Source organism: Vibrio sp. YT-15 (assembly GCF_033337445.1).
Taxonomy (GTDB): domain Bacteria; phylum Pseudomonadota; class Gammaproteobacteria; order Enterobacterales; family Vibrionaceae; genus Vibrio; species Vibrio alginolyticus.
Window position 1 is genome coordinate 35,999 of sequence record NZ_JAWOQR010000021.1, and the last position, 17,504, is coordinate 53,502.

Annotated in this window: 15 protein-coding genes; all 15 read left to right on the forward strand. The window is 43.0% G+C overall.

Translation table 11 applies throughout. The features are described from left to right. Positions 1-89: 89 nt before the first annotated feature. The 15 genes from R7D93_RS23230 to R7D93_RS23300 all read left to right on the forward strand — a co-directional run bounded on the left by R7D93_RS23230 (position 90) and on the right by R7D93_RS23300 (position 17,450). Positions 90-389: a type IV conjugative transfer system protein TraL gene (locus tag R7D93_RS23230; protein WP_025624840.1), complete on the forward strand. Its 300-nt coding sequence runs from the start codon at positions 90-92 to the stop codon at positions 387-389. Between the two features lie 21 nt (positions 390-410). Then, complete coding sequence (locus R7D93_RS23235) at positions 411-1,013, forward strand: TraE/TraK family type IV conjugative transfer system protein (RefSeq protein WP_140134614.1); 603 nt, start codon at positions 411-413, stop codon at positions 1,011-1,013. After that, a complete protein-coding gene (locus R7D93_RS23240; RefSeq protein WP_318129527.1) occupies positions 1,010-1,822 on the forward strand; it encodes a type-F conjugative transfer system secretin TraK in 813 nt (270 codons plus the stop codon). Before R7D93_RS23235 ends, R7D93_RS23240 begins: the two co-directional genes overlap by 4 nt. After that, the gene (locus tag R7D93_RS23245; RefSeq protein WP_140301936.1) at positions 1,819-3,132 is read left to right on the forward strand and encodes a TrbI/VirB10 family protein; all 1,314 of its coding nucleotides are present in this window, start codon (positions 1,819-1,821) and stop codon (positions 3,130-3,132) included. The genes R7D93_RS23240 and R7D93_RS23245 overlap by 4 nt, the downstream gene beginning before the upstream one ends. Further along, complete coding sequence (gene traV, locus R7D93_RS23250; protein WP_140134608.1) at positions 3,129-3,734, forward strand: type IV conjugative transfer system lipoprotein TraV; 606 nt, start codon at positions 3,129-3,131, stop codon at positions 3,732-3,734. Before R7D93_RS23245 ends, traV begins: the two co-directional genes overlap by 4 nt. 25 nt (positions 3,735-3,759) lie before the next feature. After that, the gene (traA, locus tag R7D93_RS23255; protein ID WP_212733967.1) at positions 3,760-4,092 is read left to right on the forward strand and encodes a TraA family conjugative transfer protein; all 333 of its coding nucleotides are present in this window, start codon (positions 3,760-3,762) and stop codon (positions 4,090-4,092) included. Between the two features lie 16 nt (positions 4,093-4,108). After that, positions 4,109-4,828 (forward strand): hypothetical protein, encoded by a 720-nt coding sequence (locus tag R7D93_RS23260; protein WP_140134606.1) that lies wholly within the window; start codon positions 4,109-4,111, stop codon positions 4,826-4,828. Between the two features lie 11 nt (positions 4,829-4,839). Then, positions 4,840-7,422, forward strand: coding sequence for a type IV secretion system protein TraC (traC, locus tag R7D93_RS23265; protein ID WP_140134604.1), 2,583 nt, complete (start codon positions 4,840-4,842; stop codon positions 7,420-7,422). Continuing rightward, complete coding sequence (locus R7D93_RS23270; RefSeq protein ID WP_180766959.1) at positions 7,415-7,966, forward strand: S26 family signal peptidase; 552 nt, start codon at positions 7,415-7,417, stop codon at positions 7,964-7,966. Before traC ends, R7D93_RS23270 begins: the two co-directional genes overlap by 8 nt. Beyond that, positions 7,960-9,111, forward strand: coding sequence for a TrbC family F-type conjugative pilus assembly protein (locus tag R7D93_RS23275; RefSeq protein ID WP_025624951.1), 1,152 nt, complete (start codon positions 7,960-7,962; stop codon positions 9,109-9,111). Before R7D93_RS23270 ends, R7D93_RS23275 begins: the two co-directional genes overlap by 7 nt. 10 nt (positions 9,112-9,121) lie before the next feature. Beyond that, positions 9,122-10,156 carry a TraU family protein gene (locus R7D93_RS23280; protein WP_318129528.1) on the forward strand — a complete coding sequence of 345 codons (1,035 nt, stop codon included), beginning with the start codon at positions 9,122-9,124 and terminating at the stop codon, positions 10,154-10,156. Positions 10,157-10,171: 15 nt separating this feature from the next. Then, positions 10,172-10,618 carry a lytic transglycosylase domain-containing protein gene (locus R7D93_RS23285; RefSeq protein ID WP_025624954.1) on the forward strand — a complete coding sequence of 149 codons (447 nt, stop codon included), beginning with the start codon at positions 10,172-10,174 and terminating at the stop codon, positions 10,616-10,618. A 144-nt stretch (positions 10,619-10,762) separates the two neighbouring features. Beyond that, a complete protein-coding gene (locus tag R7D93_RS23290) occupies positions 10,763-11,434 on the forward strand; it encodes a hypothetical protein (protein ID WP_025624955.1) in 672 nt (223 codons plus the stop codon). Positions 11,435-11,469: 35 nt separating this feature from the next. Further along, complete coding sequence (traN, locus tag R7D93_RS23295; protein ID WP_225492296.1) at positions 11,470-16,920, forward strand: conjugal transfer protein TraN; 5,451 nt, start codon at positions 11,470-11,472, stop codon at positions 16,918-16,920. A 278-nt stretch (positions 16,921-17,198) separates the two neighbouring features. Then, entirely contained in the window at positions 17,199-17,450 is a 252-nt protein-coding gene (locus R7D93_RS23300) for a hypothetical protein (RefSeq protein ID WP_318129529.1), read from the forward strand. Positions 17,451-17,504 lie beyond the last annotated feature (54 nt).

Consider the following 17,504-nt stretch of genomic DNA (forward strand, 5'->3'; position numbering starts at 1 on the left):
CCACTGTGAAGTCTTTCTTTCTCCGTCGATTTTGGAAATTTAAAAGCATCATTAACATATGAGAAAGGCAATAAATACGAGGCGTTTAAATGTCGGATGAAAAACCTATCTCAATGCCGGATCTAGTTGATGAACCCGTCCATTTTCTAATCTGGCAGTACGATGAAATTGCAACAGTAGCTATTGGGCTAGTCGTGGGCATCATTATTAACTCTCCCATGCTTGGGCTGCTGGCAGGTTATTTTGCCAAGGTCACTTATATCAGGATTCGAGATGGTAAGCCGAGGGGCTACTTCATTCATCGTTTCCGTGAAATGGGGTTTGCATTTGAGAAGGTAGAACAGCGTAGTTCTATGCAGCCTCCGTTAGTAGATGAGTGGCATTCGTAGCAAACGACTTAGGGATAAACCATGAATTTCCAAAATTTGAAAAAAAGCTTTTCTGAAATGAGAGGTCAGAGTGCGGCAATAAGCTACGCCAATGCGGGGTTAGTAGTCATGCTCGGCGTGTCACTTTGGGGGAACTTCCAGAAAGATACCGTTGTTATAAACAACTTAAATGAGTCGTGTCAGGAGTCAGAGATTTCGTCTAGTTCAATGAATGAAGCGAATCATCGACGCTTAGGTTTCTACTTGGCAGGAATGTTAGGAAACATTACACCGGCTTCAGCTTCATACGTAGAGTCAGCCGTGGCACCTTTCGCTTCTCCTGAAATCTATCACAAGGTTAATGACCTTATCGCTTACCAAATAGCTAGCCTAGTTGAAGAAGAAGTGACCATGAAGTTTTCAGCGGAACGTGCGTTTGTTGAGGACGGTAAAACCTTTGTTACCGGTAAAGGTTCAATGCAGGGGATGACAGGAAAGGCGGATAAGTATGTTCGTACCTATGAGTTCATTTTCGATGTCCAGAATTACACACCTACTTTTGATTACATAGATGTGTACGACGACGTTCCACATGACAGTGAATGGAAGCAAAAAAACCGTAAGAAGTTGGAGGCAGATAAATGATGACCCCGATTAAAAAAGTGTCCTTACTCTTGGCAGTTTGTGGAGCATCATCTCTGGCAAGTGCAACGGATATGGCTAAGTTCAATTCGAACAGTACAGCGGCGCAGCAAGCGACAAGCTCAGAAAATAAAGAGCAAGGTTTGTATGTTATTTCGAATCGTCATCCTAACCGTATAGTCACACCATTTAAGAAACCTTCGCTGAAGATTGATAAGAGTGAAGGAATAACGCATAGCGTTCGAGGAAATGTCGTGTACTTGGCAACGAAGCTCAACACCAATATCGGGGGATTTATAACTGAATCGGGTGATCAGTCAGCAGCGATTGATGTTGTGTTTAAGCCAATGCCTGTGCCACCACAAGAAGTTGTGTTGAAAGGTGGAATCAAAGGAGGATCTGAGATTGCTCGAAGGTTTGAGCGTTCGTCGCCTCGCACTGAATCCATTGTGTCGATCATGTCTGGTATTGCTACCGGAAATCTACCTGCCGGTTATCAAGTTGAAAATGTAAACGCTAGCTATCTGCCGAAGTGTCAGCAGTTAGAGTTGAGCTTTGATTTTTATAATGGTCAGTTTGTCTCTGGTGGTGATTATGTTGTGTCGATTGGTACAGTCGTAAATAAGTCGTCGCGTCCCGTAAAGTTCAAAGAAAACCTCTGTTATGAAGAAGGTGTCGTAGCGGTAGTTGCTTATCCAACGTATCAGCTAATGCCAAAACAAAAGTCTGAAGTTTTGGTTATGTATCATCGAGTGAAAGTTCCAGCTAAAGCCGAGCGAAAACGCCAGTCTCTATTGGGAGGTTCACAATGAAGCTCAAGTTCATGAACAAATACTTCTCTCCATCACAGCAAGGTCGTGTCTACGTTGTCCTAGCTGTAGTAGGTGTCTTTGTTGCAGCGGTAGCGATCATGACCATCCTAGAACCTGAGAGGTCTAGACCGAGAGCTAAACCAGAAGTAGAAAACATCATCACTGATCGCAATTCTAGAGAGTTCGGTATCGAAGCTATCAACGATAAGTTGGTGCAGCAGAAACGAAAGATGGATGACTATGAAAAGGAAGTGGAAATTCTCAACAAGAAAAATGAATCCTTAGAAAACAAGGTTCAAGACACAAAGAGGTTGAACAATGATGTTCGCAACGCACAACGAACAATAGCTCAGCTAAATGATCAACTCGAAAAATTGCGTCAAGAACAAGCTGCTTTTAAAGATAAGCAATTAACTTATTCCAATGAACTTGATGCAGTAAGAGAACAGGGAAGTGGTGAGATCAAGCATCCAGATTTACAAGTGAACCCTGAAAGGCGAAAGGTATCGAGTACTTCATTTTCATATGGTGGTAGACAGGAGCCGAGCTTCGGGGAGTCATCAAGTTACCAGGGAGATCGCAATGTAGTGGTTTCACCTAGACATGTAGCTGAGACAGACACTAGATCAGAAGGACTATTTACGATTGTCGAGGACACTACCCCTGAGAAAGATGACTCCGAGCCTGAAATTTATTTGCCGAGAGGTTCTATTCTCACTGGCGTTTTGATTACAGGTCTTGATGCTCCGACTAGTGCTAAAGCTGCCGATGAGCCTATTCCTGTTTTGGTTCGCATAAAGAAGGAAGCCATCTTACCTAACTTTGCTGTGCTTGATGAGGTAAACGAATGCTTTGCTCTAATGGCTGGCTATGGTGACTTGAGTTCAGAACGTGCCATGTTGCGTGGCGAGTCAATTACTTGTGTGAAAGTTAATGGGGAAGTTATCGAGGCTGACTTCAGGAGCTTTGCTGTTGGCGAAGATGGCAAAAATGGTCTGAAAGGGACGTTAGTTACTCGTAATTCAAAGATTCTTGCCAACTCGATGATGGCAGGATTTGCTGCCGGTTTATCCAGCATGTTTGATGTGAACCCTGTCCCTGTTTTGTCCACAACGTCGAATGGGCAAACACAGTATCAAGATGTCTTTAGTACCGATGCATTACAAGGTGGTGCGGCAAAAGGTGCGTCAGACGCAATGAATAGACTCGCTGACTACTACATGGAACTAGCCGATGCGATGCATCCGGTTATTGAAGTCGGTGCGGGTCGAGTAGTGGACATGATTGTGACAAATGGGACTGGGTTATGAATTTAGTTAAAGCTATTGGTGTGCTGCTATCTGCGGCGTTATTGGGTGGCTGTGCAGTTGGTCAGAGTGAATTTAATTGTTCTGCTGGCGATGAAAACGCTCTTTGTGGTTCATCTAGAACTATCTATAAGGCGACTGATGGCACGTTAGTAACGAATGACACTCTGACTTATATCGAAGATGGTGAACCAAGACAAATTACACTTGATGAGCTTAAAGATATTGAAAATAAACAAAAAAATAAAAAAGTTGCTTCAGGGATTTCGGAAATTTCCACCTATGGGGCAAAATTTAATTACGTACCTCAATCATTCAGTTTCGATGGGGATGTACTGCGAAAAGATGTGAAAGTCTTACGTGTTTGGGTTGCACCTTTTGTCGATACAAATGATGACCTTCATTTGTCTTCGATGGTGTACACCGATATCGAACAACGCAGTTGGGAGCTTGGCACTGTCAATCCCAATTTAAAAACGAGAATTGCTCCACCGGTGACAAAGTCCTTGGTAAACCCTTCCAAATCAGAACAGCGAAGTGTGAAGGAATATCGAGTACCAAAAACCGAGAAAGCAAAACTACAAACAACTTTTGATAACAACTAATCATTTAAACCACACGGAGAAAAAAATGATCGCAACTAACAACAACGTAAGTTTTACGGCTACAGAAAATAACTTGATGAAGATGAAGTTCGCTTTGTCATTAGTTGTTCTGGCAGTGGTATTCAGTGCGTTCGCATCTGCGGGTACGGACACAACATTTGATTCATGGGTGAATCAAATGACTGATTGGCTAGAAGGTTCTCTAGGTAAAGGTGTGTCTATCGCATTCGTTATTGTCGGTATCGTCATCGGTATTATGCGTCAAAGTCTAATGGCATTTGCTGTTGGTGTTGGTGCTGCTCTAGGTATGAACTACACACCAGACATCATTAACAGCATGTTCTCAGCAGTACTTTAATATTTAGGGGGATGTAATGAAATTCACTAAACTAATTCCTGCAACTCTTTGTTTAACTTTGATTGCATCCCCTGCCTTAGCTACCAACGGTGCTCAAGAACAGCTAAAAGCATCCTTAACTCAGGCGAGTAAAGCCGAAAAACTACCCAATGCAAAATCTGTTGTTGTCTTTGGTGGTAGTGAGTCCGTAGTACTAACCGATAACCCTCGATGGGTTATCAAAGGGCAGCTATATGATATGTGGCAAAACACTGAGATTAACAGCAAATCACAGCTACATGACGCCGCAAAGAAGATCCCAATTCAAATCATTAATGTAAACACAACCGATGTTGTAGACATAAGAGTGAATCCAGAAAAATCGGAGGTACTGACGGTTTTTCTTGATCCATTTTTGGAGCATTCAGCCAACGAAATGTACTTGTTAAACAAGTATGCGGCTGACTACCAGATTCGTTACATATTTACCGCAATGTCCCAATCGAACATTAAGCCGTTCTTCTCTTTTGCATGTGAGACACAAACCCTTTCAACTGACCAAGTAATAGAAAAGGTTGTTGATAAGCAGTTTGCTTATGGCAAACGCAAATGTAGGGAAGTGCAAGTAATGAATAGCTTTGGCTTAACACAGTTTCTACATATCAAAGAGTCACCAACGCTTATTGCCCCCAATGACGTTTTCCATGTGGGAATGCCTACCGAGTTATTGGGCTGGTTACGAAAGAATACTAAATAGGGAGATAAACGATGTTTGATTATAAGTTTAATGAGAATGAAGCAAGTCGTTTATTTCGACCTCTAGCGTTTGATGCTGATACTGACCTGTTTTTGTGCGATGACAACATGCTGGCGTTCAGCTTCGTTTGTCAGCCAACTAGTGGTTGGGACACACAAATGCTATCAACAATCGAATTGTTACTATCTCAAGATCCGTACCCTACTAAATCTTTGCTTAGCTTTTCTTTGTGGGCTAGCCCTGATGTTAGGGAGTTCCTGAAAGGCTCTGACTATCTGAGAAGTTCTTGCCGAGAGGTTTTGCATCGAGAGGTTCATGACAATGCGTTAGGCTATCTATGGTCAGCTACACGCGATTCGGCAGAGGTTGTTCAGAATACGAAAGTCCGTAATTTCCAGCTTCTTGTGACATTCAAACTGCCTGTAGAGTCATTGGATGTGAATCCCGAAGAAATTCAGGAGATTCAGTCCATTCAGAGAACGATGGAACAGCGTTTGATTAAAGCGCAGCTTGCACCACGACGAATGAACAGCGTAATGCTGGTCAATATTATGAATACGGTCATGAACTGGCAGGAAGACGCTGAGTGGCGAACTACGCAACAACTACCTGTTGATGAGTTTAGTACGCTTAATGAACAGTTTGTTCAATATAATACTGGCGTGTTCAAAACACAGGATGGGGTTGTACTTGGTACTAAAAAGAACCCAACATTTGTGAAAATGCTCACGGTTCGTCGTTTTCCCCGTAAAGCTTATACCGGTCAAGCATTTAAGTGGTTTGGTGATCCATTCGATGGACAAGGCTGTGTAAACCAGAATTTCATGATCACCGTGAATATTCATTACGCTGACCATGCAAAAGAGAAAGGACAAGTAGAGACTAAGAAAAGTCATTACATCAAACAGTCGTTCAGTTCACTGACTAACTTTGCCCCGAAAATCAAGGATATGAAAGCTGACTTAGAAGAACTTTCATTATCTTTACAGGACAAGGGTAAAGCGATCAAAGTGACGCTTTCGGCTGCTGTCTTTGGTCGAACTGAAGAAGATGCTGAAGCCGGTATCACTGGTTTACAGTCTTACATGAAGCAATCAGGGGTAACGATGGTGTCAGAGGATTCATTCTCTGTACCGTCATTCATCCAATTGATGCCGTTCGGGGCTTGTAACCATGCTGTAGCACACTCTCGTCGCTACTTCACGATGGCTTCTAACCATGCACTACCGATACTTCCTCTCTTTGCTGAGTGGAAAGGTACTGGAACCCCAATGTTACAGTTTGTGAGTCGAACAGGGCAGTTGATGAATATTGACCTCTATGATTCAAAAACCAACTTTAACTGTGTGATTTTTGCAGAGTCGGGAGCTGGTAAGTCATTTCTAACTAACGAAATTATTCGCTCCTACCTCAATACAGGTAATAAGGTTTGGACGATTGATGCAGGTGAATCCTACAAGAAACTTTCAAGTAGCCTTGGAGGGAGTTTTACTGCATTTGACTCTGGCTCAGACCTAAGCCTTAACCCTTTCACAATGATCGATGACTCCGATCCTGAAGCATTTCTCGATTCTTTGGAAATGCTGTCTGGTTGTTTGATTGCTATGGCATTCACGAAAGAGTCTCCGACCGATCTACAGTCTTCCGAAATGGAGCGAATCTTAACTCAGGTTTGGAATGAGAAACGTCAGTCAGCCAAGATTGACGATATTCGCGCTAAATGCTTAGAAGACGAGGATATTCGTGTTCGTGACATGGGCAAACAGCTAAGTGCGTTTTGTTCTGATGGGCAGTTTGGTAAGTATTTCGATAAACCACACAACGTAGAGTTCAATGGGAACTTCAACGTGCTCGAATTGGATGGTTTGAGTGAGCGTCCTCGCCTTCAAGCGGTAGTTCTTTTCCTATTGATGGTTCAAATCTCGCACTCGATGTACCACGAGTTCAAAGAAAACCGTGACGTAAAACGTTTGGTTATCATTGACGAAGCTTGGGACTTGCTTGGTAACTCGAAAGCTGTTGAAGCATTCGTTGAAAAAGGTTTTCGACGCTTCCGTAAGTATGGTGGGTGCGGCATTGTCGTTACACAGTCAATTATGGACTTGCAAAAATCATCATCAGGTAAAGCGATTGCCGAGAACGCTGCAAACACCTTTATCCTGAAGCAAAAAGATTCAACCATTGCTAATGCTAAAAAAGACGATTTGATGGCATTGCCACCGGCTGGTTATCAGTTGTTGAAGAAGGTAACTACTGAAATTGGGCATTACTCAGAAATTTTCTTCAATACCAATGCTGGCATGGGTATCGGAAGGCTTATTGTAGATCCGGTTCGTATCATGATGTACTCAACACGAGCGCAAGATAACCAAGCGATTGAATCGTACACCAAAAATAACGTTCCACTATCACAAGCCATGAAGCAGGTCGCACAGGATAGGCAGATGATCCGCTTTCCTGTAGAACGCCCTGAATTTCTAGATGAGCCTGTGACTCAAACTATTTCCATGATGGATGCACAAGTCCTTGAGATGCCGAGTAAGAGTAAACCAACGCTTCACTTGGTAGAAGATGATGGGGTGGTCAATGAGTAGTGAGGGTGTGATGACAGGAACAGAGACTAAACGTGCTCATCCATTGAATTTCCCGATAAAAATGGTTTGGGTTGCAATTGCTATGATTTTTACGTTCCACCTAGCAGTTACAACACTAACTAAGCACTATTTGTTGGTGGTTGATGGCAAGGACGCTAGTGAGAGATGTATCCCTGAGTTTTCCGTGTATTTACTAAAGAGAAACTACGGTCAAATTGAGCATGGAAAAATCTATACGTTTAAAGCAAAGGGTATGACACCGTTCTATCAGGACAACATGCTTATAACGAAATATGCAGTAGGGTTGCCAGGTGATGAGGTCATTCAGAATGCGAAAGGAGTTTTCATTAATAATGAGCGCATTACTGATGACTACCCATTGATAGATAAGCTTGGCGTGGATCAGGAAGCTCTATATAAGAGCTACCACCTTAAAGATAACGAAGTGTTTTTCACTGCACCGGCTGAGCGTAGTTTTGACTCCCGCTATTGGGGAACGGCAGATATCAATGAAATCGTTGGTGAGGCGATTCCGTTATGGTAGTTGCTAAGCAAACACTCTTGAGCCTTATTTTGTTTTCCGGCACCGCATTCGCTGATAGCAGTGCCGAATATTCGAGCATGCCTGATAGCATTGTTCAGTCCAAACAAACTGCATTAACCCAAGGACAGAACGCTTTGGGTGATGAGTACATGAACAAATTGCTGCGCAAAAATGAAGCAATACACTCGGCAACCTTTTCAACTAAAGTGGCAACCGAACATCAAGATGGTGTTGAGCCTCAAACCGATATCCACTATGTGATTTTAGTTAGTGATGCTATGGGCAAACGTGAGCTTAAACACTTATTCAAATCGTTGTCTCACCGCAACGATGTGTCTTTTGTTGTAAGAGGTATCTTGCCAACAGAAAAGACAATTACCGATGTTGGTAAGCGAATTATTGGGCTTATTAAAGACCTCCCTGAAGTTCCTAACGTGAATCTAGATCCGCGACCATTCCAAAATATTAACGCTGAATATGCACCTCAAATCCTTATGTACAAAGGGGACTCGGTTGTTCTCTCTGCTGCTGGGTTGGTTAACCCTAACTACCTAAAAACTGAGTTTGAAAAGGGAAAACGAGGTGATTTAGGAAATTTTGGGAGCATGGTTAAGATATCTGAAAGAGATCTAACTGAGGTTCTAAAAGAACGTGCAGCGTTGCTCGATAAGGAAGCGTTGATTGCTGATGCAAAGGATAGGTTTTGGGATAACGTAGCGTTTACTGCATTACCGAACGCTACTGAAACACTAGTACGCAGCTTTGTGCCGGAAGTAGTTGTCCGTGAAGATATTGTCACTCCGAACGGTGATGTTATTGCGTTCGCAGGAGAGAGAATTAATCGCCTGAATACCCTCCCATTTACTCAACGACTAGTCGTGTTCGATCCAACTGACCGTAAGCAAATGGAATTTGTTCAGTCATTACCGGAATCACCGCTACGAACCAAATTTATCGCAACACGTTTTGATAGAAGCCTTAAATGGGATGCTGTTAAGTCGGTAGAAAGACAACTCAATGCATCTGTGTATCAGCTAAAACCAGAGCTAGTCACAGCGTTTGATTTGCAAGTCGTACCAAGCATCGTAACTGCTGATCATCAAAGAAAAGTCTTTGTTATCAGTGAAACCAAAATGGAAGACTGAGACTTTTTACATGCTCAAGAAAGTAGCGTTAGCTGTTGCTCTAGGAGCAATCACGTTTAGTGAAATGACACTAGCAGACGATGTAGCACAACTCGGTGAATGTCGTGATGGTGGGGTATTAGATGGGTCTATGTTTACTGACGTTCCGTGGAATGCCATGTATCCAATCCGATTAGCAGGAGTCAACCTTAGCCCAAGTGGAAATGGTGCGCCTAGTGACGCTACAAAAAAAGCATTCTGTGCATGTGAAGATGACTTGGGGATAGCAGTACCAGGATTTACACAATCAATGTATGAACCGGCTAGGCTCATTGAGCTGGTACGTGAACCCGACTGCATGATGTCATTAGGTGGTGCTGAAATGGGTATGACTAATGGACGCATGAGGGGATCTACTGGACAAAATGAGCAAGAGGGTGGTCAAGGCGCTCAGAACGCTTTTTGGCACTATCACTACTTTGCTTACCCCTTGCTATTAATGCTTGAAATGGTTGTCGCTAACCGTTGTGGTGATGGGTTCATGTCTATGGATTTACTTTATGTTAGCGAACTCGATCCAACATGGAATGATGCTGAATTGGCGGCATTTTCTAATCCTGAAGCTGCGCTGTTTGGTAATCCTATCGCGTTAGCGTCATGTCTTGCTGATGGGGCTGCTGCTGCTGTTGGTAAGTCAATGGATGAGCTGTTTTGGTGCGCAGGGGCATGGGGTGGTATCTATCCGCTTTCTGGCTTTGTATCGACTAAAAGTTCTATTGCCACAAAAACAAGCTTGTTAGCAACGCGCTCAGTTGCAGCTCTACACCGAAGACTACTAGCGAGAAAAACCACTGGTGATGATGCCCTGTGTGATGCTCCCCTTTTTCCAACTATTCCAAAATCACAATACAAAATGAACATGATGTATCCCGTAGCCGAAAGGAACGAGGCGCACGAGATAGGCGAACCATCATTGCTGTGGGGAGAATGGCGAAACATACCATCCCAAGAAGATGCGATTTACATGCTGTGGCGATACAACGATTGCTGCACCACCTACTACTAATGTGAGGTGCGAACAATGTTACTTAGAAGTGCTTTGGTTGCTTGTTGCACGATTTCTTTTTCAGCGTGGTCTTTCTGCTTTGATGAAGCGGGTAGGCGCTTTGATGTAAGCGTTCCTTTGCTAAAAGCGGTTTGCTTTACAGAATCGAGCATGAGAGCCAATGCCATCAATGGAAAAAACTCTAACGGGACTGTCGATTACGGTCTATGTCAAATCAATTCGTGGTGGTTTCCCAAACTAAAAAAATACGGGATCACGAGAGAAAGCTTGCTGAATGATCCATGCGAAAACACGCTGGTTTCGGCGTGGATATTAGCCGGAAACTTTGAAATTACATCGGATGGATGGAAAGCGGTGGGAGCTTACAACGCAGGTTGGGAGAACACACCTGAGAAGGAAGCAGCAAGGCAAGAGTACATTGCCCTGGTTAAACAGAACTTGGAGAAAATGACACATGAGTAAAGTGTGGCTTTTAAACGCGATGATATTGGTCAGCTTGGTTGGGTGCACCTCAACAATTAAGTGTGGTCAGCCATTCACGATCATTGACGGAATGAAGCAGCTCCAAATAGAAAATAATTCAAGTCAATCAACGGAGAAATAGATATGGCTACTAACGAAAAACGCGCGTATTCACGCCCTGCAATAAAGAAGATGCTAAGTGTGAAATCAGAATCAGCTATCAATGCTGTTGAAACGTACATGAATAAAACGCTGAGTGCTATCTATGCACTTGATGTGATCCTGTTTTACATCAGCGATGAAGCGACTAGCGAAGCTGCTAACCAAAAAGTAGCTGATTTGTTCGATGAAAAAATGAAGTTCTTCAACAAGAAGATTAACCACTACAACAACATTGTTGAAGACAGTGGGATGGTCGATATCGTTTGGACACAAGAGTTTTCTGAAGAATACCTAATCTTCTCGCCACTGTGCGGTCAGTACATTCAGCTCATCAAAAAGTTCGACATTTTAACTAGCTTGATTGAACAGGCATGGTTAAACGGACACATTCCTTCAAGTGAACGTAAAGACCGACAAAAGGCACTTCAGAGTCATATGCGTAACGTTTCTCGCTATGTGATCAATGCATCTCAAACCGCGATGCGTTTAGCCAAATCTGCGGGTAAAGAAAAAGAGGTCATTGAATCTGTTGAGAAGATTGGCGTTACCCATGAGATCGCAAAAGAAGTCTTGGATACCACAAAAGCTGTGCAATCAGCGGAGATGGAAAAGACTGAAGACGGTGAAGATGAGCCTGTTGCTCATACCGCCTAAGCAACATAAATAGACGAAAGAATAGGGTTTGCTTGATGTTAAGAGATAGGTTTGATGGGTTTGTAGGGCAACTAATTAGCTATGTGGTGATGATTACAACCACTCTATTGCCGCTACGCATGGCATATGCTCAGCAGGAGTTTGATCAGGCGGTAGTTAATGCGAACTCATTTGCTCAATCTATGCTCAATCAACGAGCAAACCCTACCTATGATGCTGAAGGGAATCTTCTGGTCGATGGGCAAGTGTACATGAGCCAGAAGCAAATAACGGGGCAACGTGATAACGACTACCTACCAGCAGGGGTAGATGTGTATGGGTCTGATGCTCAGACCATCATGCAGGGACAAGCAGCACAAAAAAAGTATGAGGAAAAAACTCTAGCCACGGCTGAAACATCTGGCGAACGCGCTTACCACATTCTAAAGAAATCAATCTCAAACCAAAAACCAGACTTAGCTAATGATCCTATTTGGGCAGCTACAGACGATGTGTTCAATAACTTAGAAGAAATTGCTCAAGACTTTGCTAATTGCACTATTGATAAAGAATTGGTGTATAGCGGTGATTCTTACCACGTTCCTGTGTACAAAACCTGTGAAAAGCTTCCAGCTATCGAAGAGAGCTATAGCGTTTTTCATGAGTACAAAGTCGGTGTTATCAAGCACAGTTCAGGAGCAACCAATATAAGTTCCTGTGGTGATGGCTGCACTACTCTATGGTTAGGAACAATTGGGAACAACTACTGGAAGGGGAGTTGTAAGATTTTTGAAGAAAGTATGGCTGTTGAAGTTATTCAACCGTCAGCTATTCAATCGGCAATTATCGACTACGCGAAATTCGATGACTGGTTCCAAATCTATTTAAATAGCAGCAAAGTCTACAATGCACCATATCCTGACCAATTCCCGCCTGAAACGGCCGGAAGTTGTGAGCTTAGCACGAGTTGGGTTAAAAATCCGAATATCAATGTGGTCAATTCTTTTCGTAACGTTCCTGAAAATACCATTGTTGAATTCAAAAATCGCACTTCAGTGAGTGGTAGTGGGGAGGGCTATGCCAAGATAACCATTAATTATGATGTCGAAGACTTGGTGTATGAAGAAACTTGGTCAGACCAAGATTTGATAGATAAAGCCTACCAAATAAAGCAGCAAGCCGATGATAGGTTTTGTGAGGCTTCCTTTACGTGTGCCAATATGCCAACCACTGTCGATGAAAATGGTTGTGGTGTGATCAATGGCGTCAAAGTGTGTGAAGAGAACTTTGGAGATAACCCACTGGCGGGATTAGGTATTAGTCCATTTTGTCAGCGTGTTGATATTCAGAGTAACTGTGCTTTCAACGAAGGGGAAATATGTACAACAAACACTGAAGGTGTAAAAACGTGCTTCGACAATGATACTGTCGATAACAACCAGTGCGCTAAATACGAGAATGACGAAACATGTAGCTACATAAAGACAGAGTGCGTGGAAGGAGCTGAAGGTGCTAGCGGTGAGTGCTATGTACAGTTAGATACCTATGACTGTGGTTTTGATGCCTCTACGGGAACCGCTCACGAAGAAGAAGTCTTACGCTGTGATGGACAAATACAATGTATCGGAGAGTCCTGTTATAACCCTGAAAGAGATTTAGCCAATAATGATTTTGGCGAAGTTAACGCCTACCTTGAGATGCTTAGGTATGCCCAAGCGGATATGACTTGCGAGGGTATACCGGAGCGACCATTCGATCCAACAAATCCACCGGATAGGTATGAACCAGTTCCAACTTGTCCTACCGGAGCCGTGTACGATAAGACTACAAACAAATGTCTGAAGCAAACAGCTTGTGAGTATTCCGACAACGATTTTTATGCGGTAAGTCGTCGTGACGGTATTCAAGTGCTTATGAATAACACTGTTGTTGCAAACGAACCTAGCGTTCTGACTTGTACAACTCTCATAAAAAACGGCACTGCCTACACTTGTGGCGAAGCTCGTAAGAATGTGGGTACTGATACGTTCTATGAGGTGTGTACTAATACCGTTAGTGAACCTACGCCAAATACTTGTCCGTCAGATGAGCATGAGTTGAATGAGAATACGGGGTATTGTGAAGTACCTCCTATCGTGACCTGCCCTGATGGATTTGTGCTAGTTCAGGGTTCGGATATGTGGAGTTCCGAAGACGATGTTTGCCGCCTTGAGACTCCGGTAACGTATAACTGCGACAAGTCTCATGAATACTACAATCCCGAAACCGGTGTTTGTGACGGTTTGTTGTATGACGTTGCTACCTGTGACGATCCGATGAACTTGGAAAATGATATTTGTACGGCAACATTAACTGATGATGTTCAATGCCCTTCTGGTCAGTCATTTATCTCAAGTCAAGAAGTGTGCAGCCAAACATTAGTGAACAACGCAACGTGTCCTAGCGGCTCATCTTTAGAAAATGATCGATGTAATGGGTTGCTTGTTGAGCAAGCTGAGTGTCCATCGGGACAGGCGCTTAAAAATGGTGTGTGTACCGTGACTTTATCTCAGCCAGCAGGGTGTCCATCGGGTTACACGCTAGAAGATGATATCTGTTCTATTACTTTAACAACTGATCCAAGTTGCAAAACAGGGCAAAGCTTTGATTCAAAAGCCGGAATGTGTAGCCAAACTTTAACTAGCAATGCAACGTGTCCTAGCGGTTCATCTTTAGAAAATGATCGTTGTAATGGATTGCTTGTTGAGCAAGCTGAGTGTCCATCAGGTCAAACACTTGAAAATGGTGTGTGTAGTGTAACTTTAGCAAGCAACGCTACATGCCCATCTGGTTCCACATTAGTTAATGATCAATGTAAAGGCACAGCAACATCAGCTCCTAACTGCCCAAGCGGATATGCTTTGAATAATGGGCAATGTGAGAGAGTGTTAACTACATCGCCTGAGTATTCATGTGCTAACGGTGGCGTTTTTGGATCAACAAACGTATGTATAGATGAATACACAGAATGTAGGTATGACGATAACAACTTTGTTCATATCGCCTTGCACCCTACGTTTGGTATTCCTGTTGCTATGCATGGGTATTGGGATGGAAGTTTAGTCAACTCTGAATCTGCTGATTTAACTGGTGATGGCATTATCGGAGATGATGGGACGGAATACAGTCTAGGTGAGCAAAAAGCAGGAGGTTCAGGTCATTCGAATATACGTTATGAGATCTGCTCACTACAATCCAAAGAAACGGAGGCTATCGCTACCTGTCCAGATGGTTACAGTTTGCAGGGGGATGTTTGTGAGTTTTATAGTGCACAGCCCGTTAGTTGTTCAAGCGGATATAGCTATAACTCCACATCAGGAATGTGTGAAAAAACCACTGTATCAAGTCCATTGTGTCAAAGTGGGTACGGATATAACACTCAAACTAATCAGTGTGAAAAGACAGTAAACAGTAGCCCTACCTGTGACACTGGATATGGCTTTAACCTGTCAACGAATCAGTGTGAAAAAGAGATCGATATGGCTCCTATTTGCTCAAGTGGGTACAGCTATGATCCAGTGTCGAATAAGTGTAAGAAGACCGTTGAATCAACACCGTTCTGTCAATCAGGATATCAATACAACGACGATTTACAGCTTTGTACAAAACACCAAACATCTTCACCGCTATGTCAAAGCGGCTATGGATATAACACTCAAACTAATCAGTGTGAAAAAACAGTAAACAGTAACCCAATTTGTGAGACAGGGTATAGCTTCAACTTATCTACTAATAAGTGTGAAAAAGAGATCGATACGGCTCCTATTTGTACAAGTGGATACAGTTATGATCCAGTGTCGAATAAGTGTAAGAAAATTGTTGAAAGTGAGCCTCAGTGCCAAACTGGGTACGAATATTATGATGGGCTTTGCTACAAAGAGATTTCATCTGCCCCTAATTGTCCTGATGGATATGCATATAGCACAATTACAGGTCAGTGTGAGTTGAAAACAAGCTCTCAACCGCGATTAAGTTGTGACACCGAAGGGACTAGTTACTATGCGCCAACAAATACATGTCGCTTAGATATTGAGGCAGAGCAATCATGTCCAAGTAGTTTTCCTGTATGGAGTGACGACGAAAACCGTTGTATGTCGGGTTCTCTTAGCCCGTTAGCAAAAGTTCGAACCAAGTTGGAGTTGAACGCCGACATTGACGCCAACAATCCTAATGAGGCTCAGGCTTTAATAGCGTATGCCGTGGCTCCTTTCTCTCATCTTGCTTCGGCACTTATGCCGACAGCTTATGCAGAAGAAGTTGCAGAGCCGGAAGATAGTGTCACTCAAGATACTATGAATGCATACATTGGTGAGAAGTTCGAATATGCAGCTCAAACATTTGACTACCAAAAGGCGATGTTTGCTCAAGGTCAAAGCCAGCTATTAGGGATGATGTCTAGTAGCGCACCGTCTGATGGTCAAGGCACAACGAATGTTCAATGTGAACTGTTTAAAGGTGAGGCAATGGAATGCAAGCAAGCGGTTGGTGGCATGCAGGACTGTTGTGAATCGCCAGTCACCGTTTCGCTTGGTGATTACATCACTTTGACAAGACACATGATGAGTATGGACTCCCTCACAGGGCAGGTGTTTGGCTTAGACGGCTATACGGGAGTTTGGGATATCGCTTCAAATTGGACTAGCGAAGCCGCTAGTACAGCTTTTGATGCAGTACAGAGCACATTTACGTCTGGTGCTGATGTGGTTGCTCAACAAGGTACAGAAGCTGTTGGTGAAGGTGCAGTGAATGCAATGGCTCAATCTATGATGACCTATACGAACGCATTCTTGACCGAAGCATTTGGTCCTGAAGTCGCGGGGATGTTCTTTCAACAGGCAGGGACCGATGCTGCCGGTAATGCAGTACTTGGAGCATCACCACAAATGGCTGCTGCGGGACAGGCTCTTATGTATTGCTATTACGCTTATTTAGCATATGTAGTCTTCAATTTGCTCGTAAACATCGTTTTCGCCTGTGAAGAAGAAGAACTCGATTTGGCTATGAAAGTGGAGCTACTTTCAGCCCATTATCTTGGTTCGTACTGTAAGACCGAAGTTTTAGGAGCGTGTATTGAAAAGAGAAAATCATACTGTGCCTATGACTCCCCGCTTTCCCGTATTTTGATGGAGCAAATATATCAGCAACCTCAAATGGGTTTGTCCTGGGGCAGTGCAAAGAATCCAAACTGTTCGGGATTAAGCATAGAAGACATTGGCAACGTAGATTGGGATCAAGTGAATCTAGATGAATGGGTAGGAATACTCATTGAAACGGATAACTTTATCCAAAACGATGTTATTGATATTGAGCGTTTAACCGGTAGTGGTTCGCTACTTAACTATGGTGACACCACTGAGACAGAGCGCCAGAATGTATTAGAGAAAAACACGGATAGATTTGACGACATTGATGTGGATGAAGTTCGCAGAGATGCTTATGAAGATGCATGGAACGAGCAACAGAATTGATAGGTGAGTAATGAGTAATAACAGTGTCGCGTTCGCAAGTTGTGCAGGAACCCTAGAAGACTACTTTAAGTCTGATATCTGTGCGAACAGAACAATATATTGTCAGTTTAGGCTAGAGAGTTTAGGGGTTTTGGGCGAACACTTGGTGCAAGAGGCAGTAAATAGAAACAAAATAAAGTATGTCATTTTCTGTGATGGGAAAGTGATTAAAAGGAGTTAGGAAAGCAAGCTTAGATAGTAGAATAAGAGTAATTAAATTATTAGTGGTGCAGGGAATTATGTCTTTAAAAACGTTAGCAATATTGGTCAGTGCAGTTTCTCTTACAGCGTGTGTGAGTGCACCTAAGCAGGACTATACACATTTGCCATATGACAACGCTCAGAGCGAAGCGTACAACATAGCTAAACAGACAAGTCTTTTAAAGGACTACTGGCATGGCTCGACTATAGCGAGTCCATTGAAGGACTTTTCAACATCAGAAATAGATGCAACAGAAACCAGTTTGCTGTCGGTGGACAACAAAGTTTGAAACTCGAACAATAAAGATTAGAACTATGACAATAAAGTACGAAACTTTTCGGTG

What these genes read in the sequence shown, in the direction of transcription:
- R7D93_RS23230 (WP_025624840.1), top strand. Translation starts at nt 90, where the DNA reads ATGTCGGATGAAAAACCTATCTCAATGCCGGATCTAGTTGATGAACCC.
- R7D93_RS23235 (WP_140134614.1), top strand. Translation starts at nt 411, where the DNA reads ATGAATTTCCAAAATTTGAAAAAAAGCTTTTCTGAAATGAGAGGTCAG.
- R7D93_RS23240 (WP_318129527.1), top strand. Translation starts at nt 1,010, where the DNA reads ATGATGACCCCGATTAAAAAAGTGTCCTTACTCTTGGCAGTTTGTGGA.
- R7D93_RS23245 (WP_140301936.1), top strand. Translation starts at nt 1,819, where the DNA reads ATGAAGCTCAAGTTCATGAACAAATACTTCTCTCCATCACAGCAAGGT.
- traV (WP_140134608.1), top strand. Translation starts at nt 3,129, where the DNA reads ATGAATTTAGTTAAAGCTATTGGTGTGCTGCTATCTGCGGCGTTATTG.
- traA (WP_212733967.1), top strand. Translation starts at nt 3,760, where the DNA reads ATGATCGCAACTAACAACAACGTAAGTTTTACGGCTACAGAAAATAAC.
- R7D93_RS23260 (WP_140134606.1), top strand. Translation starts at nt 4,109, where the DNA reads ATGAAATTCACTAAACTAATTCCTGCAACTCTTTGTTTAACTTTGATT.
- traC (WP_140134604.1), top strand. Translation starts at nt 4,840, where the DNA reads ATGTTTGATTATAAGTTTAATGAGAATGAAGCAAGTCGTTTATTTCGA.
- R7D93_RS23270 (WP_180766959.1), top strand. Translation starts at nt 7,415, where the DNA reads ATGAGTAGTGAGGGTGTGATGACAGGAACAGAGACTAAACGTGCTCAT.
- R7D93_RS23275 (WP_025624951.1), top strand. Translation starts at nt 7,960, where the DNA reads ATGGTAGTTGCTAAGCAAACACTCTTGAGCCTTATTTTGTTTTCCGGC.
- R7D93_RS23280 (WP_318129528.1), top strand. Translation starts at nt 9,122, where the DNA reads ATGCTCAAGAAAGTAGCGTTAGCTGTTGCTCTAGGAGCAATCACGTTT.
- R7D93_RS23285 (WP_025624954.1), top strand. Translation starts at nt 10,172, where the DNA reads ATGTTACTTAGAAGTGCTTTGGTTGCTTGTTGCACGATTTCTTTTTCA.
- R7D93_RS23290 (WP_025624955.1), top strand. Translation starts at nt 10,763, where the DNA reads ATGGCTACTAACGAAAAACGCGCGTATTCACGCCCTGCAATAAAGAAG.
- traN (WP_225492296.1), top strand. Translation starts at nt 11,470, where the DNA reads ATGTTAAGAGATAGGTTTGATGGGTTTGTAGGGCAACTAATTAGCTAT.
- R7D93_RS23300 (WP_318129529.1), top strand. Translation starts at nt 17,199, where the DNA reads ATGTCTTTAAAAACGTTAGCAATATTGGTCAGTGCAGTTTCTCTTACA.